22 protein-coding genes and 1 pseudogene are annotated in these 25,330 nt (G+C 70.2%); 13 read left to right on the top strand and 10 right to left on the bottom strand.

Annotation, left to right across the window (positions count from 1 at the left end; genetic code table 11):
* A pseudogene (locus tag ADL15_RS31130) lies at positions 1–462 on the top strand (ATP-dependent Clp protease ATP-binding subunit); the annotation flags it as partial.
* Positions 463–517: 55 nt separating this feature from the next.
* Here ADL15_RS31130 and ADL15_RS31125 read toward each other — a convergent pair.
* The gene (locus ADL15_RS31125) at positions 518–2,116 is read right to left on the bottom strand and encodes a cellulase family glycosylhydrolase (protein ID WP_067698597.1); all 1,599 of its coding nucleotides are present in this window, start codon (positions 2,114–2,116) and stop codon (positions 518–520) included.
* 184 nt (positions 2,117–2,300) lie between these two features.
* Between ADL15_RS31125 and ADL15_RS31120 the strand changes: the two genes are divergently transcribed.
* The 3 genes from ADL15_RS31120 (at position 2,301) to ADL15_RS31110 (ending at position 3,516) form a co-directional block, all read left to right on the top strand.
* Positions 2,301–2,714: a YbaB/EbfC family nucleoid-associated protein gene (locus tag ADL15_RS31120; protein ID WP_083971965.1), complete on the top strand. Its 414-nt coding sequence runs from the start codon at positions 2,301–2,303 to the stop codon at positions 2,712–2,714.
* Positions 2,711–3,028 carry a hypothetical protein gene (locus ADL15_RS31115; RefSeq protein WP_157441711.1) on the top strand — a complete coding sequence of 106 codons (318 nt, stop codon included), beginning with the start codon at positions 2,711–2,713 and terminating at the stop codon, positions 3,026–3,028. The genes ADL15_RS31120 and ADL15_RS31115 overlap by 4 nt, the downstream gene beginning before the upstream one ends.
* Positions 3,029–3,201: 173 nt before the next feature.
* Positions 3,202–3,516: a hypothetical protein gene (locus ADL15_RS31110; protein WP_157441710.1), complete on the top strand. Its 315-nt coding sequence runs from the start codon at positions 3,202–3,204 to the stop codon at positions 3,514–3,516.
* Between the two features lie 8 nt (positions 3,517–3,524).
* On the opposite strand, the gene ADL15_RS31105 is transcribed toward ADL15_RS31110, so the two are convergent.
* Positions 3,525–6,338, bottom strand: a complete 2,814-nt coding sequence (locus ADL15_RS31105) for an RICIN domain-containing protein (protein WP_083971963.1) — start codon at positions 6,336–6,338, stop codon at positions 3,525–3,527.
* A gap of 204 nt (positions 6,339–6,542) precedes the next feature.
* Here ADL15_RS31105 and ADL15_RS31100 point away from each other — a divergent pair, with 204 nt between their 5' ends.
* Genes ADL15_RS31100 through ADL15_RS31090 form a run of 3 tightly spaced genes read left to right on the top strand, consistent with a single transcriptional unit; the run spans position 6,543 to position 11,323 of the window.
* A complete protein-coding gene (locus ADL15_RS31100) occupies positions 6,543–7,430 on the top strand; it encodes an alpha/beta hydrolase family protein (protein WP_067698589.1) in 888 nt (295 codons plus the stop codon).
* Positions 7,431–7,469: 39 nt separating this feature from the next.
* Positions 7,470–9,092, top strand: a complete 1,623-nt coding sequence (locus ADL15_RS31095) for a methyl-accepting chemotaxis protein (protein ID WP_232344526.1) — start codon at positions 7,470–7,472, stop codon at positions 9,090–9,092.
* A gap of 5 nt (positions 9,093–9,097) precedes the next feature.
* Positions 9,098–11,323, top strand: a complete 2,226-nt coding sequence (locus ADL15_RS31090) for a putative bifunctional diguanylate cyclase/phosphodiesterase (protein WP_067698588.1) — start codon at positions 9,098–9,100, stop codon at positions 11,321–11,323.
* On the opposite strand, the gene ADL15_RS31085 is transcribed toward ADL15_RS31090, so the two are convergent.
* A complete protein-coding gene (locus tag ADL15_RS31085; RefSeq protein ID WP_067698586.1) occupies positions 11,320–11,607 on the bottom strand; it encodes a helix-turn-helix transcriptional regulator in 288 nt (95 codons plus the stop codon). The two genes, ADL15_RS31090 and ADL15_RS31085, sit on opposite strands and share 4 nt — an antisense overlap.
* Positions 11,608–11,836: 229 nt before the next feature.
* On the opposite strand from ADL15_RS31085, the gene ADL15_RS31080 reads away from it, so the two are divergent.
* Both ADL15_RS31080 and ADL15_RS31075 read left to right on the top strand, forming a co-directional pair.
* Entirely contained in the window at positions 11,837–13,219 is a 1,383-nt protein-coding gene (locus ADL15_RS31080) for a glycosyl hydrolase family 18 protein (protein ID WP_067698584.1), read from the top strand.
* Positions 13,220–13,279: 60 nt separating this feature from the next.
* The gene (locus ADL15_RS31075) at positions 13,280–13,897 is read left to right on the top strand and encodes a class I SAM-dependent methyltransferase (protein ID WP_067698582.1); all 618 of its coding nucleotides are present in this window, start codon (positions 13,280–13,282) and stop codon (positions 13,895–13,897) included.
* Between the two features lie 53 nt (positions 13,898–13,950).
* Here ADL15_RS31075 and ADL15_RS31070 read toward each other — a convergent pair whose 3' ends face one another.
* Positions 13,951–14,607, bottom strand: a complete 657-nt coding sequence (locus ADL15_RS31070; protein ID WP_232344524.1) for an HAD family hydrolase — start codon at positions 14,605–14,607, stop codon at positions 13,951–13,953.
* An 89-nt stretch (positions 14,608–14,696) separates the two neighbouring features.
* Here ADL15_RS31070 and ADL15_RS31065 point away from each other — a divergent pair, with 89 nt between their 5' ends.
* The gene (locus ADL15_RS31065) at positions 14,697–15,518 is read left to right on the top strand and encodes a hypothetical protein (RefSeq protein WP_067698580.1); all 822 of its coding nucleotides are present in this window, start codon (positions 14,697–14,699) and stop codon (positions 15,516–15,518) included.
* A gap of 78 nt (positions 15,519–15,596) precedes the next feature.
* Positions 15,597–16,178, top strand: coding sequence for a hypothetical protein (locus tag ADL15_RS31060; protein ID WP_067698578.1), 582 nt, complete (start codon positions 15,597–15,599; stop codon positions 16,176–16,178).
* A 54-nt stretch (positions 16,179–16,232) separates the two neighbouring features.
* Here the strand turns inward: ADL15_RS31060 and ADL15_RS31055 are convergent, their stop codons facing one another.
* The 4 genes from ADL15_RS31055 to ADL15_RS31040 all read right to left on the bottom strand — a co-directional run bounded on the left by ADL15_RS31055 (position 16,233) and on the right by ADL15_RS31040 (position 20,649).
* Positions 16,233–17,423 (bottom strand): LCP family protein, encoded by a 1,191-nt coding sequence (locus tag ADL15_RS31055; RefSeq protein ID WP_067698576.1) that lies wholly within the window; start codon positions 17,421–17,423, stop codon positions 16,233–16,235.
* A 174-nt stretch (positions 17,424–17,597) separates the two neighbouring features.
* Positions 17,598–18,785: an ABC transporter permease gene (locus ADL15_RS31050; RefSeq protein ID WP_067698574.1), complete on the bottom strand. Its 1,188-nt coding sequence runs from the start codon at positions 18,783–18,785 to the stop codon at positions 17,598–17,600.
* Positions 18,782–19,450, bottom strand: a complete 669-nt coding sequence (locus ADL15_RS31045) for an ABC transporter ATP-binding protein (RefSeq protein WP_394326960.1) — start codon at positions 19,448–19,450, stop codon at positions 18,782–18,784. Before ADL15_RS31045 ends, ADL15_RS31050 begins: the two co-directional genes overlap by 4 nt.
* Positions 19,451–19,452: 2 nt before the next feature.
* The gene (locus ADL15_RS31040) at positions 19,453–20,649 is read right to left on the bottom strand and encodes an efflux RND transporter periplasmic adaptor subunit (protein ID WP_083971958.1); all 1,197 of its coding nucleotides are present in this window, start codon (positions 20,647–20,649) and stop codon (positions 19,453–19,455) included.
* A 91-nt stretch (positions 20,650–20,740) separates the two neighbouring features.
* Here ADL15_RS31040 and ADL15_RS31035 point away from each other — a divergent pair, with 91 nt between their 5' ends.
* On the top strand, positions 20,741–21,436 hold the full coding sequence (locus ADL15_RS31035; protein ID WP_067698572.1) for a response regulator transcription factor: 696 nt from the start codon (positions 20,741–20,743) through the stop codon (positions 21,434–21,436).
* On the top strand, positions 21,433–23,262 hold the full coding sequence (locus ADL15_RS31030) for a sensor histidine kinase (RefSeq protein ID WP_067698571.1): 1,830 nt from the start codon (positions 21,433–21,435) through the stop codon (positions 23,260–23,262). The genes ADL15_RS31035 and ADL15_RS31030 overlap by 4 nt, the downstream gene beginning before the upstream one ends.
* On the opposite strand, the gene ADL15_RS31025 is transcribed toward ADL15_RS31030, so the two are convergent.
* Both ADL15_RS31025 and ADL15_RS54545 read right to left on the bottom strand, forming a co-directional pair.
* Complete coding sequence (locus ADL15_RS31025; protein WP_157441709.1) at positions 23,235–23,519, bottom strand: hypothetical protein; 285 nt, start codon at positions 23,517–23,519, stop codon at positions 23,235–23,237. The genes ADL15_RS31030 and ADL15_RS31025 overlap by 28 nt on opposite strands.
* Positions 23,520–23,734: 215 nt before the next feature.
* Entirely contained in the window at positions 23,735–25,189 is a 1,455-nt protein-coding gene (locus ADL15_RS54545) for a beta-propeller fold lactonase family protein (RefSeq protein ID WP_198171088.1), read from the bottom strand.
* Between the last annotated feature and the right edge of the window lie 141 nt (positions 25,190–25,330).

Genomic DNA, 25,330 nt, shown 5'->3' with positions numbered 1-25,330 from the left:
GACCGGATGAAGGTCAAGGTCAACGACGAGCTGAAGCAGCACTTCCGCCCGGAGTTCCTGAACCGTATCGACGACACGATCGTCTTCCACCAGCTGCGTCAGGAAGAGATCCTGCAGATCGTGGACATCTTCACCGCCCGGATCGAGGGGCAGCTGAAGAACAAGGACATGGGTCTGGAGCTGACCGACAACGCCAAGAAGTACCTGGCGAAGAAGGGCTTCGACCCGGTCCTGGGTGCCCGGCCGCTGCGCCGGACGATCCAGCGCGATCTGGAGGACACCCTGTCCGAGCAGATCCTCTTCAACGAGCTGCGCGCCGGCCAGATCGTCGTGGTGGACTGCGAGGGCGACCCGTCCAACATCGAGAAGTCCAAGCTGGTCTTCCGCGGCGCGGAAAAGGCCGGCGCGGTCCCGGAGACGGTCCCGGACGACCTGGAAGCCGCTCCCACCACCGAGGAGTGACGCACTGAACCGAACGGCCCGCCCCGACCAGGGCGGGCCGTTCGTCGTTGTGCTGTCAGCTGCAGGTGGCGCCGTTGAGTTTGACGGTGGTGGGTGCGGCGGCGTTGCCGGTGTGGTTGGCCTGGTAGCCGATGGAGGTGGAGCCGCCGGCCGGCAGGGCGCCGTTGTAGCTGGCGTTTGTCGCGGTCACCGTGCCGCTGGCCGGGGTGTAGGTGGCGCTCCAGCCGGAGACGATCGTCTGCCCCGAGGGCAGGGTGAAGGTCAGGGTCCAGCCGTTGATGGCGGCCGTACCGGTGTTGGTGATCGTGATGGTGTTGGTCAGGCCGGTGTTCCACGCGTTGACCGCGTTCACGACCCGGCAGGTGCCGCTGGGGCCCGCCGTCGGCGAGGAAGTCGGCGAGGAAGTGGGCGAGCTGGTCGGCGCCGAGGTGGGTGTGGTGGTCGGCTGACTGCCGCCGGCGGCGGTGACGATCGCGCTGATGATGCCCTGCTGGGTCACCGTGGCGGAGCTGCGGTTGAACAGGCCGAAGCCGTGCTGGCCGTTGTAGCCGTTGTCCCAGTAGGCGGTGGCCGCTCCGTACTTCTTGGCGGTGGACACCAGGGCTTTCGCGTAGTTCACGCGGTACGTGTTGCTGGCCGCGTCGTAGGTTGTCTTGTCGATCGAGCCGTACTCACCGACGAAGACCGGGTAGCCGCGCGTGACGAAGGCGTCGTACATCTTCTTCAGCATGGTGTCCATGTAGTCTTCCTGGCCCCAGGTCGACTTCTTCGCCGGATTCGTCGCGGCCGCTCCCCACTGCGTGATGGTGCCGTCCTCCTGGCCCGCGAAGTCCCAGGGGTCGTAGTAGTGGACGGAGATCATCAGTCGCTGCTCGGCGCTGGGGATGGACGTGGACCGGTACTGGTCGGTGGGCAGCACGAAGCCGTAGTTGCCCGCGGTGTACTCGATGTTGGTGTTCCAGCCCGGCACCAGCAGCCAGCGCGAGGCGTTGGTGCCGCCGGTCTTGCGGACCGTGTCCACGAAGATCTGGTTGTAGGCGTTGATGTTCGAGTAGCAGGCCGAGGTCGGGTTGCCGTACTGCCCGTCGAACTCCTCGTTCATGGACTCGAAGACCAGGTGCTCGTTGTAGCTCTGGAACTTCGTCGCGATCTGCTGCCAGACCTTCTGGTACTTGTCCTTGATCGTGGTCTGGTCGGAGGAGTCGCAGATCAGCCAGGAGCCGGTGACCGCCTTGTAGCCGTCGCCGTGCATGTTGATCAGCACGTACAGGCCCTGGTTGTAGGCGTAGTTGACGACTTCCGCGACGCGGGTCAGCCAGGCGGCGCTGACCGTGTAGTTCGGGCCGGCCCCGATGTTGCCCAGGTAGGAGACCGGGATGCGGATCGTTTTGAAGCCCGACGCCTTCACCCGGTCGATGAGGGCCTGCGTGACAACCGGGTTGCCCCACGCCGTCTCGTTGGGGATGCCGTTGGCGTTGGCTTCCAGCTGGTTGCCGAGGTTCCAGCCGGCACCCATGTCGGCGACCAGCTGAGAGGCGGTCAGCTGGGCGGTGACGTCGGCCGAGGCGGGCCTTGTCGCGCCGTACACGGCTCCGGTGAGGGCCAGGGCTGCGGCGACGATCGCGAGCCCGGCCCTTCGTGCTGTCGTACTCATGGTTCTTCCTCTCGTGGGGACTCGAACGCTGGAACCGGCGGTGTCTCCGGTCCGCGCCCGGCGATGGGGGTCGCCACGGCGCGCCAGCAAGGCCATCGAAGCGCTTCGATAGCGCCGCGGTCAAGGCCTGGCGAAGATGGCCGGGCGGGCGTAGACCGTTTCTCTGGTCCAGGATCGGTAGAGTGTGGCGGACATCGATGAAGGCGGGCCGCCGGTGAGCGATATCGACGCTGCGGAGCAGTGGCTGGACTCGTGGGTCTCGCAGGTGAACGTTCAGGCCGAGCGCGGCGTTGAGCTGGCCCGGCGGGTGGCGGCTCTGACCGGTTCGGCAGACGGCCGGGGCGGTGCGATCCGGGTGACGGTGGGGTCGTCCGGGCAGGTGACATCGCTTGAACTCGACGATCGGGTCCATGAGCTGTCCGGTCCCGAGCTGGCACGCGAGATCATGGCGGTGATGCGCAGGGCACAGGCCGTGTTGTCGGCCGAGGTGACCGAGCAGGTGCGGGCGACGGTTGGCACGGACAGCGAAACCGGCCGAGCGGTGATCGGCTCGTTCGACACCCGGTTTCCGGTGCCGGATGAGCGGGAGGGCCGATGAGCGCGGGCATGGGCTTTCCCGCCGAGGCGGTCCGGCAGCATGCGGCCGCGGTCAGCGAGGTCGTCGAGCAGATGACTCAGGCCAGGTCGGCGGTGCACGAGATCGTCATGGACGACCAGGCGTACGGGGAGATCTGCCGGTTCCTGCCCGGTCTGCTGAGCCCGCTGTTCGCCGGTGCGGTCGAGGTGGTGAACGGTGCCGTCGACGCGCTGGCCGAGACGGCACTCATGCTCCGCGCGACCGCGGACACGATCGAGGTTACGGACGTCGACAGTGCGCAGCAGCTGACCGAATCCGACCACGGCCCTGGGTAGCCGTGGTGAGCGACCCTGGCGCATGAACGATTCCATCTCGACGAACTGCGCAAGGGTTTCGGCTTTCCCTGGAACGAAGCGGACCGAGCGGCTTACGAGGTGCGGGCATATGCCCATGAGGATCGATGGTGGCAGTCGAAGAAGCAGTTACTCGACCCGGAGTGAATTCCCTGATGCCTGAGATGCCAGACGCCGGACGCAGGTGGGAGGCGTGGTTCGACGCCTTCACGAAGATCCGGGACGCGTGGCCGGAACCGATCGATGTCCCCTGCCCGGACAGAGATCAGGGACGACTGCACATCACCTACACCGGCAGCCCGGAGACCAGAATAGGGTTCGCCACGATCTGGTGCGATGCCGGGCGTAATGGCATTTTTCTATCCCGAGTCGGTATCCCGGAGGGGGCGGAGATGCTGTCCTTCGACGCGACTCCGGAAGAGCGTGCCGCCGTCATCCCCGACATCAGGTTGATTCCGGCGGCACCCTGACCACCTGGTCACGCCGGGATGATGCGCCAGCGCTGGTGGGGCAGGCCCAGGTCGGGCCACTGGCCGACATCCGCGCTGTTGGTGGTGGACTGGCCCTGGACCTCCAGGACCTTGCCGCTGTGCCTGGCGACCAGGGCGAAGACGTTCGGGGTGGTCCAGGTGAGGCGGAACTGCTGGTTGGTGCCGCCGACGTTGTCCCACTGGACGGCTTTGGCGCCGTCGGCGGTGGACTGGCCGGAGATGTCGACGCACTTGCCGGTCAGGGTGCTGACGATGGTGAACCAGCCGCTGCCGGCGTCCTGGAATTTCCAGACGTGGTCGGGGGAGCCGACCGGCGGGTACTGCTGCAGCTGGGCGCCGTTCGCGGTGGACATGTTGTTGATCGCGAGGACCTGGCCCGAGTGGGTGGCCTGCAGCTTCACCGAGCCGTCCGGGATCAGGTGCCAGTTGTGGTCGGCCGAGCCGTTGTCGGCGAACTGGACGACGTTCGCCGAGTCCGCGGTCGACATCCCGGCGACCGCGAGCACCTTGCCGGAGTTTTTATTCTTTATCCGGACATATCCAGTACTGCCCTCGACGATCTGCCACAAGTGATCAGCCGTACCGTTGTCCTCGTACTGCACGACCTGCGCCGAGTCCCCGGTCGACATGGTGGAGACGCCCAGCACCTTGCCGGAGTTCACGTTCTGGATCTTCAGCCAGCCGTCGCCGTTGTCCAGGATCCGCCACAGGTGGTCCGCCGTGCCGGTGTCGCCGAACTGGACGACCCGGGCGCTGTTCGCTGTCGACATGCCGTCGACACCGAGGACCTTGCCGCTGTTCTGGTTCTGGATCCGGAACGCGACCACGGCGGTCTGCCACGGCGTGCCCGCGCCGATCGTCGGGAACGAGGTGATCCGCAGCCGGGCCGCGCCCATCGGGATCAGCGTGACCTGCTCGAGCGGCTCGCTGGACGGCGTGGGGCTGTCCTGCAGCGGCGTGACGATCGCGTCGGCGTCCGCGGTCCAGCCCGGGATCTTCCGCGCCGGGGTGGTGATCCGGATCGGCGCGGTGGCCGGGGTGAACGGGTCGTTGGCGTTGCCCAGGCCGGTCGTCACGGCGAACTGGGCCGCGCCGTCCAGCCCGTAGTTCCAGGCCGAGCCGGGGCGCACCTCGCGGGTCGGCCAGGTCGCCGTCCCGCCGGTCTGCGACCAGTTCTCCGTGATGGCCAGGGAGAACGTGAGCGGGCCGAAGTCGACCGACACCGCCTTGCGGTTCGCGGGCCAGCTGCGGGTGGTCGTCCGCATCGGCAGGCGGAAGACGATTTTGTCGCCGTTGTTCCAGGTCCGGGAGATTTTTGCGTACGACGGACCGGCGGCCACTGCCACTGCCGACCCGTTCACGGTCAGCGTCGGACTCGCACACCACGCGGGCACGCGCAGGTAGACCGGGAAGGCGAGCGATTTGGGCGTGCTCACCTCGTACGCAATCGTGTCTTGAAAGGGATAAGTGGTGGTCGCCTTGATCGAGACGGTGGTGCCGTCGCCGACCTTCGCGGTGACCGTCGCCGGGCCGTGCAGGGTCGCGGCCAGCCCGCCGTCCGGGGTGGCGACCCACATCTCCTCGACGTAGTACGGCCAGCCCATCCCGTAGTTGTGCGGGCAGCAGCGGTAGTTGTCGATGCCCAGCATGTACGCCTGCATGGCGAACCCGTTCTGGAACTGCCCGGCGTGCCCGGGGGAGTCCAGCAGCGCGACGCTGTTCGCGCTGGTGATGTAGTGGATGCCGCGCTGCTGCGGGTCGAGTGACGCGGGCAGCGAGTTGAACGCCAGGTCCTCGGTGCGGTCGCCCCAGACCGGGTCGCCGGTGATCCGGGTCAGCATCTCGTGGCTGGCCATGAACTCGACGATCCCGCACGTCTCGAACCCCTGCCGCGGGTCCCCGAAGCCGGGCCGGGCGTTCTCGTCACCGGCGAAGCCCCCGCCGGCGAACTGCCCGTACGTACTCATGATGGTGTTGTAGTCGGTGTAACTCGCCTGGCGGTGCGCCGCGTCGCCGCTGAGGATCGAGTAGACGGCCGGCTCGCGGAAGCCCTGAGCCAGGTTGACGTTGTGCAGCGACGGCAGGTTGTTCAGGTAGTTCGCCGAGTTCGTGTGGATCTTGCGGGCCAGGTCGAGCAGGAACGCGTCGCCGGTCCGGTTGTACGTCCAGAACACCACCTCGAGGGTGTCCGCCCAGCGCAGGCTGCCCCAGCTCTGGTTGAACGCGCCCGGCCCCTGCGCGTTGACGAACCGGAAGAACCGGGTGAAGAACGGCACGATCCGGCTGTCGTTCGTGTACTCGGCGTAGGAGCGCAGCGCGTGCAGCATCGGCATGTGCGGCCAGAAGTCCGGCCCGCCGCCCAGGCTGGTGCGCAGCCCGGCCGGGCCGAAATAGCCGTCGCTCGCCTGAGTGGCCAGCACTCCGCCCACCCAGCGCGTGGTCTCGGTCTGCACCCGCGCGTCGCCGGTCACGTAGCCGAGGCTGGAGAAACCCTTGAGCCAGTACGGCAGCTCCTCCCAGCCGCCCAGTTCCGGGCGCACCCAGCCGGTGTTGTCGTACTGCAGGAAGTGCGAGATCTCGGTCATCCGGCCGTTGATCCCGGTCAGCTGGTAGTTCAGTTGTGTCGCCAGCCAGCCGCCGGCCCGGGTGGCACCGGGCGGCAGCCGGAGGAAGGCGTCGGGGCGCAGCGGGGAGCGGTTCACGACGTATCCGGGCACGGCGGCCTGCGCCGATGTCACCCCGGCGAACGGGGCGGCAGCGGCCGCGGCTGCCGCTGAGGCCAACAGGGTACGACGATCCACGACGACCTCCAGCGTGCGCTTATGCGCGATTATGTGCGACCTTTTGCGTTACAGGATCGTAAACTTTCTATTCAGATATGTAAATGGATGAGAACGCACGGATGTCGCCCTGATCACCCTCCCGGCTGTTGGCGAAACGGAACCCGGTTCCGTATGGTTCAAGCGGAACAGGGTTCCACTTGATTCGTCGCTAGGAGATGCTCCATGAACACTCCCGTCATCTCGGTCCGCCCGGTCGTCCTGCCCGCCCCGGAGCGCGGCGACGACCTACAGGTCCGGGTCACCGCACCGGTGGCCGGCGGCGACCTGCCGGTGATCGTCTTCTCGCACGGCTTCAGCAAGTCGATGGACGACTACGCCCCGCTGGTCGATCACTGGGCCGCGCAGGGGTTCGCCGTCGTGCAGCCGACCCACCTGGACTCGACGACGCTGAACGTGGTGCCCGGGGACCCGCGGTACTCGTACATCTGGGGTCATCGGGTCGACGACCTGGTCCGCGTGCTGGACAGCTTGGACCGCATCGAGGCGGCCGTGCCCGGCCTCGCCGGGCGCCTGGACCGGAGCCGGATCTCCGCGGCCGGGCACTCCTGGGGCGCGCAGACGGTCAGCATGCTGCTCGGCGCGCGGGTCCTGGACGCGGACGGCGTGGCGGGGGAGAACCGTCGCGATCCGCGGATCACCGCCGGGGTGCTGCTCGCCCTGACCGGCACCGGCGGCGACAACCTGACCCCGTTCGCCGCCGAGCACTTCCCGTTCATGAACCCGGACTTCGGGCAGCTCAGCACGCCGTCGCTGATGGTCGCCGGTGACAAGGACCAGTCGATGCTGAGCCCGGTCGGCCCGGAGTGGTTCACCGAGGCCTACCCGCTGAGCCCGGGCGTCACCAGCCTGCTCACGGTCTTCGGCGCGGAGCATTCGCTGGGCGGGATCACCGGGTACCTGAGCACCGAGACGACCGACGAGAGCCCGGAACGGGTCGCTCTGATCCAGCGGGTCACCACGGCGTTCCTGCGCGGCACACCGGTGCCGGCGGACGCCGCCGGGGCGCTGGGGCGGCTCGACACCAAGTTCTCGGCGGGAGACTTGCGATAACCGCTGTCCGGACGGCCGCGGGGGCCGATCGTGGTACAGGTGACAAACGAGACGGGTACGGCCACGACCGGCCGCCGACGGTGGCTGGCCGACCGGCGGGTCGGCACGAAGATCATGGTCGCGGTCGGGGTGGTGACCCTGTTCGGGATGGGTGACGGCCTGTTCGCGATGGACCGGCTGGGCGCCACCAACGAGCAGGTCAAGATCGGTTACCAGATGAACGGTGAGCTCAACGCCATCGGTAACCTGCGGGCCGCCGCCAACCGGACCTGGCTGGCGATGGACGACTACCTGCTCGCCTCGAGCACGGCCGAGCGCGCCACCGCCACCACGGCGATGGACACCGCGGAAGGCCAGGTCACCGAGCATGCCGGGGCGTACCGGACGTTCCCGATCGGCGACACCGCCCAGGCCTCGGTCGCCACGTTCGAGACGGACTGGGCGGCGTTCACCGACGTGGCCGAGAAGCGGGTGCTGCCGCTGGCGGCCGACGGCGACCGGGCGGCGCTCAACAAGATCCGCTCCGGTGACCTGGCCACCGCGATGAAGGCGGTCCGGGCCGACCTGACCGGTCTCGCCGATCTCACCGTGCAGGCCGGCGCCGCCGAGAAGGACATCGCCGAGGACCGCTACCACTCCACCAAGTGGTGGGTGATCACCATGCTGACGCTGAGCACCGTGCTCGGGCTGGCCCTGGCCGCCGCGATCGCCCGGCTCATCGTCCGGCCGCTGTCGCGGTGCGTGGCCGCGCTCGGCCGGATCGCCAAGGGCGATCTGACCGTACGGGTGCCGGTGGACAGCGCCGACGAGGTGGGCCGGATGTCCGCGACCCTCAACGAGACCGCGGCCGCGATGGCCGGCATGGTCGGGCGGATCAGCACCAGCTCGGAGCTGCTCGCCTCGGCGTCCGAGGAGCTGTCCGCGGTGTCGGCGCAGCTCTCCGCGTCGGCGGAGGAGACCGCGGCCCAGGTCGGCGCGGTCTCCGACGCGGCCGGGCAGGTGTCGCACAGTGTGCGGACCGTCTCGGCCGGCGCCGACGAGATGGGCGTCTCGATCCGGGAGATCTCCACGAACGCGAACGAGGCGGCCGGTGTCGCCGCCGACGCCGCGAAGGCCGCCGAGTCCACGAACGCCAGCGTCGCCCGCCTCGGCCAGGCGTCGAACCAGATCGGCACGGTGGTCGCGATGATCACCTCGATCGCCGAGCAGACCAACCTGCTGGCCCTGAACGCGACGATCGAGGCGGCCCGGGCCGGCGAGTCCGGCAAGGGCTTCGCGGTGGTCGCCGCCGAGGTCAAGGACCTGGCCCAGGAGACCGCGCGGGCCACCCAGGAGATCACCGCCCAGGTGAGCGCGATCCAGGCGGAGAGCGGCGCCGCGGTCACCGCGATCCAGGAGATCGGCCAGGTCATCGCGACGATCAACGACTACACCACGACGATCGCCGCCGCGGTCGAGGAGCAGACCGCCACCACCGCGGAGATCTCCCGCAGCGTGGAGCACGCCGCCGCGGGCTCGGCCAGCATCGCCGACACGATCTCCGGGGTGGCCGAGGCGGCCCGGCACGTCACCGAGGGCGCCACCGAGACGTCGCAGACCGCGGCCCAACTGGCCGACACCGCGGCGGAGCTGCAGGCGACCGTCGCGGCGTACCAGGTCTGACCGGCGTGCGCAGCGAACCACGGCGCCGGACCCCGGTCGTCCTGGCCCTGATCGGGCTGGTGACCGCCGGCCTGGCGCTCGCCATGCTCGGCGACCGGGGACGACTGGTCGCCATCAGCCTGTCCGCGCTGGTGCTGGACCTGATCGGTGCCGCCTACAGCTGGCGGGCGGCGCAGTACAGCCCGGCCGGCCGGGCACCGTGGCTGCTGGTCGCCGGGGGCCGGGCCGCCTCGGCCGGCGTCACCGTCGGGCTGTGGGGTGCCGCGCTGGATCACACCACCGGATGGTGGGCCGGGTTCGGTGCCGGTCTGCGCGTGCTGATGTACGTGCTGCTCGCGGCAGGTGTGCTCATCCCGATGTTCCGGCTGTACACCGGCCGGTCCCGGACCGCCCTGCTGGCCGAGGTCGGTACGGTGCTCGCCGCCGGTTTCATGGTGGTCTGGTATTTCGTCCTCGCCCCGGTCCTGACCCACCAGGGTCGGGCCGAGCCGGGCGTCGGGACGATCGGCTGGCCGCTGGGCGACCTGCTGCTGCTCGGAGCGGTCGCGTCGATCGTGCTGCGCGGTGCGATCAACCGGATCGCCGCCCCGATCACCCTGTTCGGCGTCGGTCTCGCGCTCTACCTGGCCGGGGACGTGATCTGGATGGCGAACGGCGCTGCCGCGGCCGGCGAGGACCTGCCCGTTCTGATCGTCATGGTCCTGGCCGGCCTGTTCATGACGGCTGCCCCGATCCTCACGGTCTCCCGCCGCGGCCACTACGTCACCACCCGGACGAACCGGCCACCGGCCTGGGCCACCCACCTGCCGATGGCCGCCATGCTGGTCGGCTGCCTGCTCATGCTGACCGTGACGCTGCTCGAGGGGCAGCTGCTGCCGTGGGGCGGGCTGGTCTGCGGGCTGATCGTGATGACCTGCACGGCGGCCCTGCGGCAGCTGATCTCGCTGCGGCAGACCCGCGGCCAGCTCACCGCGGACGCGCTGACCGGGCTGGCCAACCGGGCCGGCCTGGACGAGGCCATCGACCGGGCGATCAAGCGCGGCGACCCGGCCGCCCTGCTGCTCGTCGACCTGGACGGCTTCCGGCTGGTCAACGACGCGTACGGGCACGCCGCCGGCGACACGTTCCTGATCCAGGTTGCCCAGCAGCTGCGCTCCGCGGTCCGCAGCACCGACGTGTGTGCCCGGATCGGGGCCGACGAGTTCGTCGTCCTGCTCACCGGCGCCTGCGCCGGCGGCGTCGAGGCGGCGGTCGAGGTGGCAGAGCGGATCCTGGCCGACGGGGCCGGCCGCCCGGTCCGGATCGACGACGACGTGGTGCCGGTCCGGGCCTCGATCGGCATCGCGTGCGCCGTGGACGACTACGACGGCAAGCTCCTGCTGCGGCAGGCGGACACCGCGATGTACCACAGCAAGCGGGCCGGCAGTCACAGCTACGCCTGCTACCAGCCGTCGATGGTCGACCACCGCGCCGACGACGCGGCCCTCGCCGAGGACCTGCAGCACGCCCTGGACCGGGGTGAGCTGCACGTGCTCTACCAGCCGCAGGTGGACCTGGCGACCGGTGCGCCGATCGCCGCCGAGGCGCTGATCCGGTGGCAGCACCCGGCCCGCGGCCCGATCTCGCCGGTGCGGTTCATCCCGGTCGCGGAACGCTCCGCGACGATCATCGGTATCGGCCTCTGGGTGCTGGAACAGGCGCTGCGGCAGATGACGGTCTTCGACGACCCGTTCCACGTCAGCGTCAACGTCTCGCCGCGGCAGCTGCGCGAGCCGACGATCGTCCACGACATCCTGGCCGTGCTCCGCCGGGTGGGCGCCGACCCGCGCCGGCTGGTCCTTGAGGTGACCGAATCTGCCCTGGTCGACGAGGCCGGTGAGATCGCCGCGCTGCGGGCTCTGCGCGAGCACGGCATCCGGATCGCCATCGACGACTTCGGCACCGGCTACTCGTCGCTGCAGTACCTGACCCGCCTGCCGGTCGACATCCTCAAGATCGACCGCAGCTTCGTCGCCGAGATGGACGACACCCCGGAGGGCTCGGCGGTCGCCGCGGCGGTCATCCGGCTGGCCCAGGTGCTGCATCTGAGCACGGTCGCCGAGGGGATCGAGACCGAGGACCAGGCGGCGGAGCTGCGGGCGCTCGGCTGCGACATCGGGCAGGGATTTCTGTACGCGAAGCCGCTCAGCCCGGCAGACCTGGTCGCCTTCGCTCAGGTGCCGGCCGGCTAGGACGCGAGTCGCTCGTCCACGGTGATCGGGGCGCTGCCGGCGGTCTGGTTGATCTCGGACCACACGGCGTCCAGGGAGAGGCCGAGCACGTCGGCGATGGCGGCGATGGTCGGGAACGCCGGTGTGGCGACGCGACCGGTTTCGATCTTCCGAAGGGTCTCCGGTGAGACACCGGCTTCCAGCGCGGTGTTGAGCATCGACCTCTGTCCCCGGGCGCGTCGCAGGAGCGCGCCGAGGCGCTGTCCGCGTTCGACCTCGGCGGGATTGAGCGGCAACCTGACCATGGATCCGATACTAGTACCGGGATTATATGGCCGGGATAGTTATCGGCACGCCGATGTGGTGCGCGGGCCGCGCCGCCGGTGCGGCCCGCCCGGGCTGTGTAACACGTCATCTTGTTCCGGAACCGTCGGTAAACATTGACCATTATTTGTAAACCTTCTTAATCTTTCGGCAACCCGCAGTCATTCCCCACGGCGTGCTCGCGCGCCGGACACGAAGGGTCGCCCTCAGATGATCAGAAGAAGCAGCAGATGGGCGTCGGTCGCAGCGGCGCTCACCCTCGCCGCCACCGGCACCGCCGTCGCGCTCGCCGGCCAGGGCGCCGCCGAGGCCGCCGTGCTCCCCAACGGTTTCAAGAGCGTCGGATACATGCCGTCCTGGGCCGGCAACGTCAGCACGATCCAGTACAGCAAGCTGACCCACATCAACTACTCGTTCGCGCTGCCCAACGCGAACGGCACGCTGCAGGCCATCGACAACACCGCCAAGCTGCAGCAGCTCGTCACGCTCGGGCACCAGAACAACACCAAGGTCGGGCTCGCCGTCGGCGGCTGGAACGACGGCAACGACTCCGCGTTCGAGTCCCTGGCCGCCAACGCCGGCACCCGTACCACATTCGTCACCTCGGTGATGAACGTGGTCCGCCAGTACAACCTGGACGGCATCGACATCGACTGGGAGTACCCCGACCCGGGTGCCTCCGGCAACAACTACACGGCGCTCATGCAGCAGCTCAGCACGGCCCTGCACAACGAGGGCAAGCTGCTCACCGCGGCGGTGGTCAGCGAGGGCGGCACCGCCAACGGGGTGCAGCCGGCCGTGTTCGGCTACGTCGACTGGCTGAACATCATGGCCTACGACGGCGGCAGCCCGCACGCCAACTACGACTGGTCGATCGCCTCGGCGAACTTCTGGAAGAACCGCGGGCTGCCCAAGGCCAAGACCGTGCTCGGCGTGCCGTTCTACAGCCGCAACGGCTACGTCACGTACGCCCAGCTGGTGGCGCTCGACCCGGCCAACGCCAACCGGGACTGCACGACGGTGAACGGCGCGCAGGAGTGTTACAACGGCCTGCCGACCATCCGTCGCAAGACCCAGTGGGCGCTCGCGAACGCCGGCGGCATCATGAACTGGGAGCTGTCGCAGGACACCACCGGCTCGACGTCGCTGGTCAGCGCGATCTACGAGACCGTGATGGGCGGCACCGGCCCGACCACCCCGCCGCCGTCCGGCCGGACCGGGCGGATCACCGGGATCGGCGGCAAGTGCGTCGACATCGCGGCCGCGAGCAGCGCCAACGGCACCGCTGTGCAGCTCTACGACTGCAACGGCACGGCCGCGCAGACCTGGACGGTCGGCACCGACGGCACGGTCCGCGCGCTCGGCAAGTGCCTGGACGTGGCGTCCGCCGGCACCGCGAACGGGTCGCTGGCGCAGATCTACGACTGCAACGGCACCGGCGCGCAGCAGTGGCAGGCCGGCTCGGACGGCACGCTGCGCAACCCGGTCAGCGGCCGCTGCCTGGACGCGCAGAACAACAGCTCGGCGAACGCCACCCGGCTGCAGATCTGGGACTGCTTCGCCGGCACGAACCAGCGCTGGACCCTGCCCTGACCGCTCTCTGACAGGAAACGGCCGCCCCTCCGGGGACGGCCGTTTTCGTATAGTCACGCGATGAGTGCGGAACAGGTCCGGGACGCCTACGGTTCGCTCGCCGGTCTCTACATCAACCTTTTCGGTACGACGGAGCAGCACCACGCGGACGATCTCGCCCTCGTCGAGCGTCACCTGACGATCCGCCCCGGGCGGGTGCTCGACCTGGGCTGCGGTCCCGGGCACTACACCGCTCACCTGCGCTCGCGCGGCGTCGACGCGGTCGGGATCGACCTGGTCCCGGAGTTCATCGCCCACGCGAAGGCCACCCACCCGGACGGCGACTACCGGCTCGGCTCGCTGGCGAGCCTCGACGCCGGGGACGATTCGGTCGCCGGGATCCTGGCCTGGTACTCGCTGATCCACCTGCCGCCGTCCGGCCTCGACGGTGTGCTCGCCGAGCTGCGGCGGGTGACGGCACCGGGCGGCACGCTGGTGGTGGGCTTCGTCGACGGCGACGAGGTGTCCGCTTTCGACCACAAGGTGATCACGGCCTATCGCTGGCCCGCCGAGCCGTTCTCCGCCCGGCTGGCCCACGCGGGTTTCCGGGAGATCGAGCGCCACCAGCGCCCCGGCGACGGCGCGGTCCGCCCGCACGCCGCGATCGTGGCGGTGACCCCCTCCGTCGAACGCCCGTGATCGAGCACCGAAGAGCGCCCGGTGCCAGCGCAGCGGCGGACGCGTGTGATCGCTCAGGGCAGGGAACGGATGACCGGGAGGATCTCCGGGAACGTGTCGACGGCGGCGGTGACGTGGGCCGAGTCGAAGTCGTCGAGGGCACGCACGCCGCTCTGCAGGCAGGCGATGAACCGGATGCCGGCCCCGCCCGCGGCGACCGCGTCACCGGGGGAGTCTCCGACGTAGACGCACTCGCCGGGCCGGATGCCGGTCTCGGCGAGCAGCTCGTCGAACACCCGCGGGTCCGGCTTGTGGAAGCGGGTGTTGTCCTGGTGATAGGCGGCGGTCACCCGGTCGGCGAGCAGGTGGTCCGGCGCGAGGAGGTGCCCGACCTCCGGGCCGGTGCGGGAGGTCAGCAGCAGCACGGTACGACCGTCGGCGACCAGCTCGTCGAGGGTGCCGAGGTTCTCCGGCGGGATAACGTCCAGTTTGCCCTCGGCCAGGTAGCGCTGGTGGAACACCGGGAACAGGGCGGCGAACCGGTCCAGATCCAGGCCGGGTGAGCGGTGCTGCATGGCGTCCAGCAGCTTCTCGCCCCAGGTGGACAGGTGCACCGTCCGGGACATCGGCGGCCGGCCCAGTTCGGCCAGCACCTCGTTCTCCAGGTCGAACGACGCTGCCTCGGTCAGGCACAGGGTGTCGTCGACATCGATGATGACGGCTCGGATCATGGCACCATCTTTCATGATCCAGGTGACCGGGATGGTGGTGGCACCACGAGACGTGTCCCCTTCCATCGTCGTACGCATAGTTTGTCGTTATGACGTCGACTTCCTCGCTCCGTGCCGTTCCGGTGCTCGGCGCCCTCGCCGCCGTCTTCCTGACCGCGCTCGTCGCGGCCCCGGGCGCGCTGGCCGGCGCCGGGCCGACGATCAACCTGGCCGATCCGCGCAACCTGAGCGAGACGTTCCGTGAGGCTTTCGCCGAGTACTGGTCGTCGGGCGAGCGCACCTTCGCGCCCGAGCTCCAGGAGACCGTCGACTTCTGGTTCCGGTACCACGTCACCAAGGGTGTGTTCGCCGGGCTGCTGCTGCTCGTGCTGATCCCGCTGGTCCTGCTGCTCGGCCGGGCGTTCCTGCGTGCCGGCGGGCGGGCCCTCGCGGCGGCCGGGGTGCTGGTCTCCGGGCTCGCGCTGCTCGCGGTGGCGACCGTGCTGGCCAACATCCAGGGCGCGGTGGCGCCGTTCGCCTCGCTGCTGTCCCTGCTGCCCGGCAGCGAGGGCGACCCGGTGACCCGGCGGCTGGCCGGTTCGGCGGGGGACCGGGCCTACCCGCCGCTGGCCGCGATGATCGACGACTTCGGCCGGTACCACGCGGCGATGGCCGTCCTCGCGCCGATCACCGCGCTCCTGCTCGCCGGCGTCAGCGTGCTGGCCTGGCGGGCGTTCGGGCGAGCGGCGCGTGCCGGCGCCGGGTCAGCGGATGTGCGGCGGGGCGTCGGCCGGGCGCGGCGGGTGTTCGGGGCGCTCGGCCTCGTCGGCACGGGGTCGGCGCTGGCCCTGATCGTCGTCGGGGTGGCGAACATGGGTGTCGCCTCCGACCCGGCCCCGGCCCTGCTCGCCTTCTTCCAAGGCGGTTGGTGAACCTGATCAGTTCCTGACGAGTGGTCGGCAGGCTCACTCTCCGACCGGGACGGTCCCGGCGTGGGAGGAGAACTACCGATGCGGAGAACGCTTGTGCTGGTGGCGGTGGCGACGCTCGCCCTGTCCGCCTGCGGATCACCCGAGCAGACCGAGGCGGCCGGGAACACCGCGACAGGTGGCCAGGTGGCCACGCTGACCAGCCCGTCGGCCGCGGTGTCCGCCTCGCCCAAGGCGCAGCGCCCCCGGGAGCGCCTGGACACCACGCCCGAGGAGTACGAGCAGATGCTCGGGCCGTACACCACGTGCATGACGGAGCACGGCGTCAACCCGAAGGGGGTGGGCGGCACGGGGAGCGGAACGGGGGCGAAACCGGCCTCGGAGAAGGACGTGGCGGAGTTCGACGAGGCGAACCGGGTCTGCGAGCCGCAGTACCTGCCGCTGCCGCCGTGGGAGAAGGACCCGGCGAACCCGGAGGCGAAGGACTTCGCCCGCGACGTGGTCAAGTGCCTGCGGGCGAAGGGCGTGAAGTACGTCGAGGTCGACGCGGACGGCATCAGCATCGCGCTGGGCGGCGACCAGAACGACTCCCGTTCGATCTCGATGGGCCTGGACCTGATCCCCGGCTGCGAACGCAAGATCGCCGCCGCGTTGAAGGACTGACAAGAAAAGCGGCGGCCGGGGAGACCCGGCCGCCGCTTGTCGGTGAGTGTGGCGTTACGACGTGCTGTTGCTGTCGATGACCATCTCCGGGTGGCCCAGCAGGAACGGCTCCATCTTGTCCGCGGCCGCCGCCTGGAAGAGCTGCTTGGTCACGTCGTTGATCAGTTCGCCGTTGTTGTTCTGGCTGGAGTTGAAGTTGCCGCTGTTGCTGCGGATCGGCATCATGTCGGCGGTCGCCAGGTTCTTGAGGCCGAAGAAGAAGTCCTGCGTCGAGACCTTGTTGGTGTCCATCTTCAGCGAAGAGCCGGCCGCGGCGAGCAGCTTCGACACCTTGCTGAGGTCGGTCAGCACACCGCTGCTGGTGGCCTTCTTCGCCATCGCCTTGAGCAGCTGCTGCTGGTGCCGCTGGCGGTCGTAGTCGCCGTGCGCGGAGTGCCGGATCCGGGAGTACTCCAGCGCCTCCCAGGCCGCCATGTCCCGGCAGCCCTTCTTGAACCACAGGGCGTTCTTGGGAGCGGACTCCGGGTCGGCGCCCTTGGCGTACTCGACCTTGCCCTTGGAATTGATGATGTAGTGGCTCGACCACATGTCCATGTCGACGCACATGTGGACGCCGCCGAGCGCCTCGAGGATGTCCTTGAAACCGGCGAAGTCGATGACGATCACGCCGTCGAAGCTGATCCCGGTGAGGTTGTGCACGGTCTTGGCGGCCAGTGTCGCGCCACCCTTCCAGCCGCCCTTGCCGGTGGAGCCGTAGTAGAACGCGCCGTTGATCTTCTCGGTGCCGGCGCCCGGGATCTCGGCGAGCGTGTCCCGGGGGATCGAGATCATCTGAGCTTTGTCGTGGGCGGCCGGGATGTGCAGCACGATGATCGTGTCGGAGCGGGAGCCCTCACCGGACTCCTCCCAGCCGGCCCGGGTGTCCAGGCCCAGCATCAGCAGGTTGATCGCGCCGGTGGGCAGCTTGCCGGTGCTCACCGCGCCCACGCCGTCGCCGCTGTCGAGCACCGACTCGGTGGTCTGCACGTTGCTGGTGACCTGGCTGAGCAGGTATTTCGCGGTGACGCCGGTGCCGAGGCTGGCCAGCAGCAACAGCGCGCCGAGCGCGGTGGTCAGCTTGGTCCACAACGGCGACCGGCGACGTTTCGGCTTGGCCTTCTTGGCCTTGCCACCTCCGGAGCCGCCGCCGTACGTGCCGCCCGGTGAGCCCTCGGCCAGGGGCTGGCGGTTTGTTGCCACTGGCATGCGATGACTCCTCGAGCTGAAGGGCGGAACGCGGCGCTCGCATCCAGCCCGCGGCGGGAAGGATAGTGAACCGATCTCACCATCGGAAGATGGGGTTCTTGACCGGACGCAAGCTGTGAATGAACTGAAAACTGTGGCCATAAGGCCTGGCGAATGTGATGCCGCCGCATTCTGCTACACCGTCGCCAGTGCCCGGGTCGGCGTCAGACGGGCCGCGCGCACGCACGGGTACACCCCGGCCAGCACTCCGATGACGATCGCACCGCCCACACCGAACAGAGCCGACTGCGCCGGAACGACCACCGGCCAGTCCTGCCAGGCCGCGTAACCGACGGTGGCCAGCAGACCGAGGGACGTTCCGGCAACCCCGCCGGCCGTGGCCAAGATCACCGATTCGGTGAGAAATTGGCTCCGGATCTGACCCCGTGTCGCGCCGAGCGCCCGCCGCAGCCCGATCTCGGATCGTCGCTCCAGCACCGACACGACCATGGTGTTGGCCACCCCGATGCCACCGACCACCAGCGCCACCCCGGCCAGGGCCAGGAACAGCACCGAGAAGCTGCTCTCGGTGGCCCGTTTCGCGGCGAGCGCGTCGGACGGCCGGGTGACCAGGACGGCGCCCGGGCGCTCCGGCGAGACGGTCTCGGCCAGCACCCCGCGGACCGCCTCGATCTGCGACTCGTCGGACTGCACGTAGAGGACCGTGGGGTGGCCGTCGAAGGCCAGTTCGGACTTCGCGGCGGGCCAGCCGACCAGCACCGAGCGATCGATGTCCGGGGTGAGCGGGGTGGTGGCCAGGATGCCGACCACGGTGAACCGGCGATCGGCGATCATCACCTGCGGTGCGGGCCCGCCGGCCGGCAGATCGGTGACGCCGAGCCGGGTGGCCGCGACCGAGCCGAGCACCACGGCCGGGAACCGTTCGGTCGCGGTGGTCAGCCACCGGCCGGACCGGACCCGGGCGTTGATCACGGACGGCAGGTCGAGGCGGGCCGCGAGGACGGTCAGGCCGGATCCGTCGTGCGGGTCGGTGCGGTCGTTACGTCGTACGAAAGCATGGGTGTTGGCGACCGCGCTGCCCGCGGACACCGGGCCGATCCGGCGGACCATCTCGACAGCGGTCTCCGGCAGCGAAGCCGGCGGTTGGGTGTCCGGTAACGCCATCACCTGCAGCGTGTTGGTGCCGAGCGCGCTGAGCCTGGCCAGCAGGGCGGCCTGGCTGGACGCCGGGATGCCGGTCACCACGATCATCGTGGCGATGCCGATCGCGATGCCCAGTCCGGAGAGCGCGGCGCGGGCCGGCCGGGTCCGCAGACCGATAAGGCCCAGCCCGAGCAGGTCGAGGGGAGCGAGGCGGCTCATGACGCGACCTGATCGCGGACCAAGCGGCCGTCGCGGATCTCGATCTGGCGGGGCAGCGACGCGGCGATGTCCCGGTCGTGAGTGATCAGCGCGATGGTGGTGCCCTCCTCGTTGAGCCGGCGCAGCAGCTGCAGCACGGCGTGGCCGGTGGTGCTGTCCAGCGCGCCGGTCGGCTCGTCGGCGAGCACCAGCGACGGCCGGTTGACCAGGGCGCGGGCGATCGCGACGCGTTGCCGTTCGCCGCCGGAGAGCTGTTGCGGGCGGTGTCCGGCACGGTGGGCGAGACCGACTCTGGTCAGCGCGTGCCGGGCCCGTTCGCCGCGGTGCCGGCGGGGCACGCCGGCGTAGAGCAGGCCGGTGGCGACGTTCTCCAGCGCGGTCAGCCCGTCGGTGAGGTGGAACTGCTGGAAGACGAAGCCGATCTCGCGGGCCCGCAGCCCGGAGAGCCGCCGGTCGCTGAGCGTGGCGACGTCCTGGCCGTTGAGGTGCACGGCGCCCGAGGTGGGCCGGTCCAGGGTGCCGATGATGTTGAGCAGCGTCGACTTGCCCGAGCCGGACGGGCCGACGATGGCGACCAGTTCGCCGCGGGCGATCTCCAGGCTCACCCGGTCGAGGGCGGTCACCGGACCGGGATAGATCATGCTGGCGCTGCGGACCGAGAGCACGCTCACGACGCGACCACCACGGCCGTGCCCTCGGTCAGCCCGGCGCCGGTGATCTCCACCCAGCCGTCGGCGAACATCCCGGTCTCGACGCCGACCATGCCGGCCGGGGCCTGCACCGCGTACCCGCCCTCGCGGAGCGCGATGAGCGCCTCGATCGGGACGGCGAGCACGTCCTTCGCGGTCTTGCCGGCCACGTTCACCGCGACGTCGGCCGCGTCCAGCCGGGTGATCGCCTTCGGGTCGTCGACGGTCACCGTCACTGTCAGTTTCGGATCGCCGTCCGCGACACCGCCGTCCGCCGCCGCCAGGCTGCGGCCCACCGAGAGGATCCGAGCTTTCACCGTACGGTCGTCCGGCAGCGTCACCGTCACCTTGTCGCCCCGGCGCAGCGCCGCGGCCTCGGTGAGCGCCGCCGCCACGGTGATCACCTTGCGGGTCGAGGTGACCGACATGAGCGGGGCGTTCGCCGGAGAACCGGGCTGCACGGCGATCGACTCGACCCGGACCGCGCCGGCGAGCACCTCGACGTCACCGAGCGCGATCGACCCGGTGCTCGGCAGCCCGGTGTCCTCCTGCCACTTCTTGATCGCCTTGACCAGGGCGGGGGTGAGGACGCTCTCGCCGTCCTTGACGGTCTTCTTCACGGTCGCCGGCGGTGCTCCCGGAGCCGCCGGTGAGCCGCCGGCCCTGGGGGAGTCGACGACCGACGGCTGCCGTCCGATGTGGTAACCCAGTGCGTCGAGATTGTCCGCCACGATCCGCACGTCCCGGCCGACCAGATTCGCCCCCGTGATCGCGCGGTAGAGCGGCATCCCGCCATAGAACAGCGGCACCGGCCGGTCATCGGCCCGGAACAGCTGACGACCGCGTTTGATCGTCGCGCCGACCGCCGGCAGCCAGGTCACCGTCGCCGCGGTGTGCCCGGACAGCGGCCGCGCCGTGCCGAACCCGATGCTCCCGCTGAGCTTGCGGGTGGTGGACAGGTCCCGCCGTTCGATCCGCACCGTCTCGGCCGAGACCGGTTCCGCCGCCACCGGTGCGCCGGCCGACCGGTGCCGGGTCACCAGGACTGCCGTTCCGGCGCCGAGCGCCGCCACCAGCACGACGCCGACCAGCCACGTCACGGCCCCGCGCCGCCGCGGTGGCGGTTCCGGGGCGAGCGTGATGATCTCGGTGGGGGAGTCAGCCGTCGGTTGCATGGCGACGAGCGTGGCCGGAGATCGTTAGGAAGCTGTCAGGTATCGCCGGAAGTTCGCCGCACCCGGGCGCGACAGACCTATCATCGCCGCCATGTGTGCACAGGTCCTGGTCGCCGAGGATGATCCCCGCCAAGCCGAGGTGGTCCGACGCTACCTCGCCGCGGACGGGCATCGGACCCTCGTGGTGCACGACGGCCGGGCCGCGCTGGACGAGGCCCGGCGCTGGCGGCCCGACCTGCTGGTGCTCGACGTGATGATGCCCGGCCTCGACGGCCTGCACGTGTGCCGCACGCTGCGCCAGGAGTCGGACGTGCTGGTGCTGATGCTGACCGCGCGTACCGGTGAGGACGATCTGCTGCTCGGGCTGGAGCTGGGGGCGGACGACTACCTGACCAAGCCGTACAGCCCGCGGGAGCTGATGGCGCGGGTGCGGACGCTGCTGCGGCGAGTGTCCCGGGGCGCGCCGGTGGAGGCCGGGCCGCGGGTACGCCGGATCGGCCGGCTCGGCGTGGACCCGGCCCGGCGGATCGTCACCGTGGACGACGTCGAGATCGAGTGCACCCGCGGCGAGTTCGCCATCCTGGCCGCGCTCTCCGAGCAGCCGGACCGGGTGTTCACCCGTGCTCAGCTGCTGCATCACACCCGGGGCATCGATCGGAGCTCGACCGAGCGGACCATCGACGTACACATGATGAATCTGCGTCGCAAGATCGAAGCGGACCCGCAGCGTCCCGCCTGCCTGCTCACCGTCTACGGGGTCGGCTACAAGATGGCGGCCGGTACGTGAGCCGGGCCCGGGTGCCGCTGCGGCACAGCCTGGTCACCCGGCTGCTGGCCACCTCGGTGCTGATCGTGGTCGCCGCGATCGTGGCGACCGCCTGGCTGGCCGCCAGCACCGCCACCCGGGCCATCTCGCAGGAACAGGGCCGCTCGCTCACCGAGGACAAGGGCGTGTACGACCTGCTCCTCGGCTACGCCGCCACGCACAGCGACTGGTCCGGCGCCCCCGCGCTGATCCAGGCCCGGGCCGCGAAACTGGACCGCCGGATCACGCTGATGACCCCGGACCGGGCGATCATCGCGGACTCCGGGCCGGGCCCGTCGCTGGCGGCCGCCCGCCCGTCGGCCACCGTCGACCCGCTCAACGTGGACACCGCCCTGACCGGCGCGGCCGACCGGATCGACACCCGGGCGGCCGGCCCGTTCCGGGTCTCCGCGGCCCAGCGCGCCGAGCTGGGCAAGGTCGTCGCCGACGTGCTGTCCTGCGTGCGCAAGACCGGCGCCGAGGGCAAGGTGGTGGAGTTGCCGAGCGGCCGGCCCTCCGTCGCGGTGTCCGGTTTCGACCCGGACCAGCGCGCGGCCGGATGCGTGACGCAGCTGACCTACTCGGTCACCAAGGGTGAGGTCAAGCCGCTGCGGGAGCTGGGCCGGCTGGCCGGCCGCTGCCTCGGACTGTCGGCGAACTACCAGCTCGGCGTGTGGCCGGACTTCACCACGTACGTCGCGAAGGCGGACGTGGTGTCCGAGCTCGAGACCGGGGTGAAAGCGGTCGCCCCGGTCGGCAACGACGGCCGGACCCGCGGCTGCCTGGAGAAGTCCCGGCGGATCATGCTGCAGCCGTTCGTCACCCCGCCGGCGCTGCTGTTCGTCACCGACCCGCGGACCGGCGCGGACCAGACCCGGTTCACCCTGTCGCGCGCGAACACCATCCGGATCGTCACCGTCACCGGCGGCGTCCTGCTCGCCGCGATCCTGGTCACCGTGCTGGTCGGCCACCGGCTGATCCGCCCGCTGCGCGCGCTCACCGACGCCGCCGACGGGCAGTCGCCGGTCCCGGTCGCCGGCCACGACGAGATCGGCCGGCTGGCCCGTGCCCTGAACGACGCCACCGAGCGCCGGGACCGGGCCGAGGGGCAGCGCCGGGCGATGGTCAGCGACGTGGCGCACGAACTGCGTACCCCGCTGACCAACATCCGCAGCTGGCTGGAGGCCGCCCAGGACGATCTCGCCCCGACCGACGGGCAGCTGCTCGACCTGCTGCACGAGGAGGCGGTGCTGCTGCAGCACATCATCGACGACCTCAGCGACCTGGCCGCCGCGGACGCGGGCACGCTGCGTGTCCATCCCGAGCCGACCTACGTCCGGGACGTACTGGTCCAGGTGACCGATTCTCATCGGGCCCCGGCGCACGCCGCGGGTGTCACCCTGACCATGCGGATCGAGGGCGATCCGGTGCTGCCGGCCGACGCGGTCCGGTTGCGGCAGCTTGTCGGCAACCTGGTGGCCAACGGGATCCGCTACACCCCGCGAGGCGGTTCGGTCACCGTCGCAGCCAGCGAGAACACCATTTCGGTACGGGATACCGGCGTCGGTATCGCGCCGGAGAACCTACCGAAGATCTTCGACCGGTTCTGGCGTGCCGACGAGTCCCGCAGCCGGGCGACCGGCGGGAGCGGGCTGGGCCTGGCGATCGCCCGCAAGCTGGCCGAGGCCCACGACGGCACGCTGGCAGTGGAGAGCGTCCTCGGCGAGGGCACGGTCTTCACGATCCGGCTGCCACCGGGCTCCGCGAGCCGGCCGGCGGCTCACAGCACGGCGCAGGGATCACCGTAGACCTGGGTGTAGTTGCAGATCTGCACGAAGCCGGCCGAGTCGTCGTGCCGGGTGGCGACGGCGTAGTAGCGGCCGTGCAGCCCGTAGACCGCGACCGGCCCGACGCTGCCCTCGTCGTTGTAGAACACCTGGACGTTGGTGTCGGCGTCCCAGACGGCGACCGACCGGACGTTCGCGGCGTAGACGCGGAGCCAGTGCCGGGTGTTGTTCGCGGTGATCGTGCCGGTCGTGCAGTACGCGCCGGTCGAGCGGCTCACACTGCACTTCCCCACGTCGTTCGCGGCGAGTGCCGGCGCCGGGAAACCGGCCAGAACCATCAGGAGGGCGACCGGGGAAACCAGCCACCGCGATCGAACCCTGCTTCGCATAACGCCCCTTCGCCCGAATCCACCGCGAACAGCGTAAATCGGTCCGGGCACGGGCATGGCGCGATCGCGCGAAGCCGGCCCGGACCGGGTTCGATCAGCCGTTGTCAGCCGCTGACCGTGATGTCACGGGTGGTGGCGGCGGCCGCGGTGCCGTTGCGCAGGACGCCCTGCCCGGTGGAGACCAGCACGGTGGAGCAGCCTTCGTCGTCGGTGACGGTGAGGGTCACCCGGAACGTTCCGGCCCGCGCATAGCGGTGGGTGGTCCGGGGTGCGGTGGTGGTCGCGGTCGTGCCGTCGCCGAAGTCCCAGCCGTAGCTGGCGACGCTGCCGTCCGGGTCGGCCGACGACGACGCGTTGAAGGTCACCGACCGGTGGTCGGCGACGGCCGCGAAGCCGGCGACCGGGCCCTGGTCGGGCAGGACCGAGGCGGAGCTGTAGGCGGGGCCGAAACCACGGGTGTCGAACGGCGTGCCGTCGAGCGGCTTCAGCTTGCCGTCCGTGCCGATCGCGAACGCGCTGAGCCGGCCCGCGTCGAACCCGCCCGAGGCGTAGGCGAACCGCCCGCTCGGCACCACGACGAACCCGACCGGGAACAGGTCGGCCCGGACCGGTTTCGCCACCGCGGTCAGCGAGCCGTCCGCGCCGATGGCGAAACCGGTCACGTAACCCGGGCCGTCAGGCGTGCTCAGACCCACGCTGGCGATGTAGACGAACCGCCCGTCCGGCGTGGTGGCGATCCCTTCGGGCCAGTCCGACACCGCGTACGGTGACCGGGGCAGCGCGGTGAGCCCGCCGCCGGCGCCGATCGCGAAACCGAACACCTGGTCGGTGTCGGTGCTGGTGAGGTAGAGGTACCGGCCGTCCGGGGTGGTGGCCATCGTCCCGTCGAACCGGCCCACCCGGACCGGTGGTCCGGCCTCGGTCAGGCCACCGTCCCGGCCGATGACGAACGTGCTGATCCCGCCGACGGAGGTGGGCCGGCCATCGGTGACGTCGCCGTAGCTGAGGAAGAGGAACCGGCCGTCGGGTGACAGCGCGAGCCCGCGGGGATTGTCCACCGCGACGGGGAAGGTGCGGAACTGCCGGATGCTCCCGTCGGAGCTTATCCGGAAGGCCACCACCGTCTTGCTGAAGACATTCGTGACGTACAGGGTCCGCCCGTCGAGAGTGACGGCGACGCCCAAGGGGGTTTCGCCTCCGGAGCTGACGGTTTCCTGCGGCGTCAGCCGGCCGTGCGGGCCGACGCGGTAGACCGAGATGGTGCCGAGGAGATCCGGGCCGAGCTCGACCGCGGAGTTCGCGGCGTAGGCGGTCCGGCCGTCCGGGGTGAAGGTCATCTGCCGGACCCCGGCTCCCGCCCGGGTCGGCTTGCGGCCGGTCAGGACCGGGTGCCCGGTGGTCACGTCGGTGGCGAACGTGGAGATGTCGGCAGATTCGGCATTCGTCACGTATACCGGCCGTTCGCCGCCGGGCGCCTCGGCCGGAATGACCGTTCCTACCGTCAGCGAGAACACTCCCGCGACGATCCCCATCCGGCCCTGTCTGAGTTCGGTGAACACGATTCCTCCCTGATCCGTGCAGTCCTCATCTCCTGGTGCTCATTGACGTTCACGAATTTTCCTGGAGGCCGGCTCCGATGTCCCCGTTCAGTCGGGTATCACCGTCCGGCCCGAATCCGCGCGGGGCGGGACCACCGGTCC

It is taken from the genome of Actinoplanes awajinensis subsp. mycoplanecinus, assembly GCF_001509495.1.
GTDB classification, from domain to species: domain Bacteria; phylum Actinomycetota; class Actinomycetes; order Mycobacteriales; family Micromonosporaceae; genus Actinoplanes; species Actinoplanes palleronii.
Note: the sequence above shows the minus strand (reverse complement) of the source record. Positions and strands in the feature narration are given on the sequence as shown.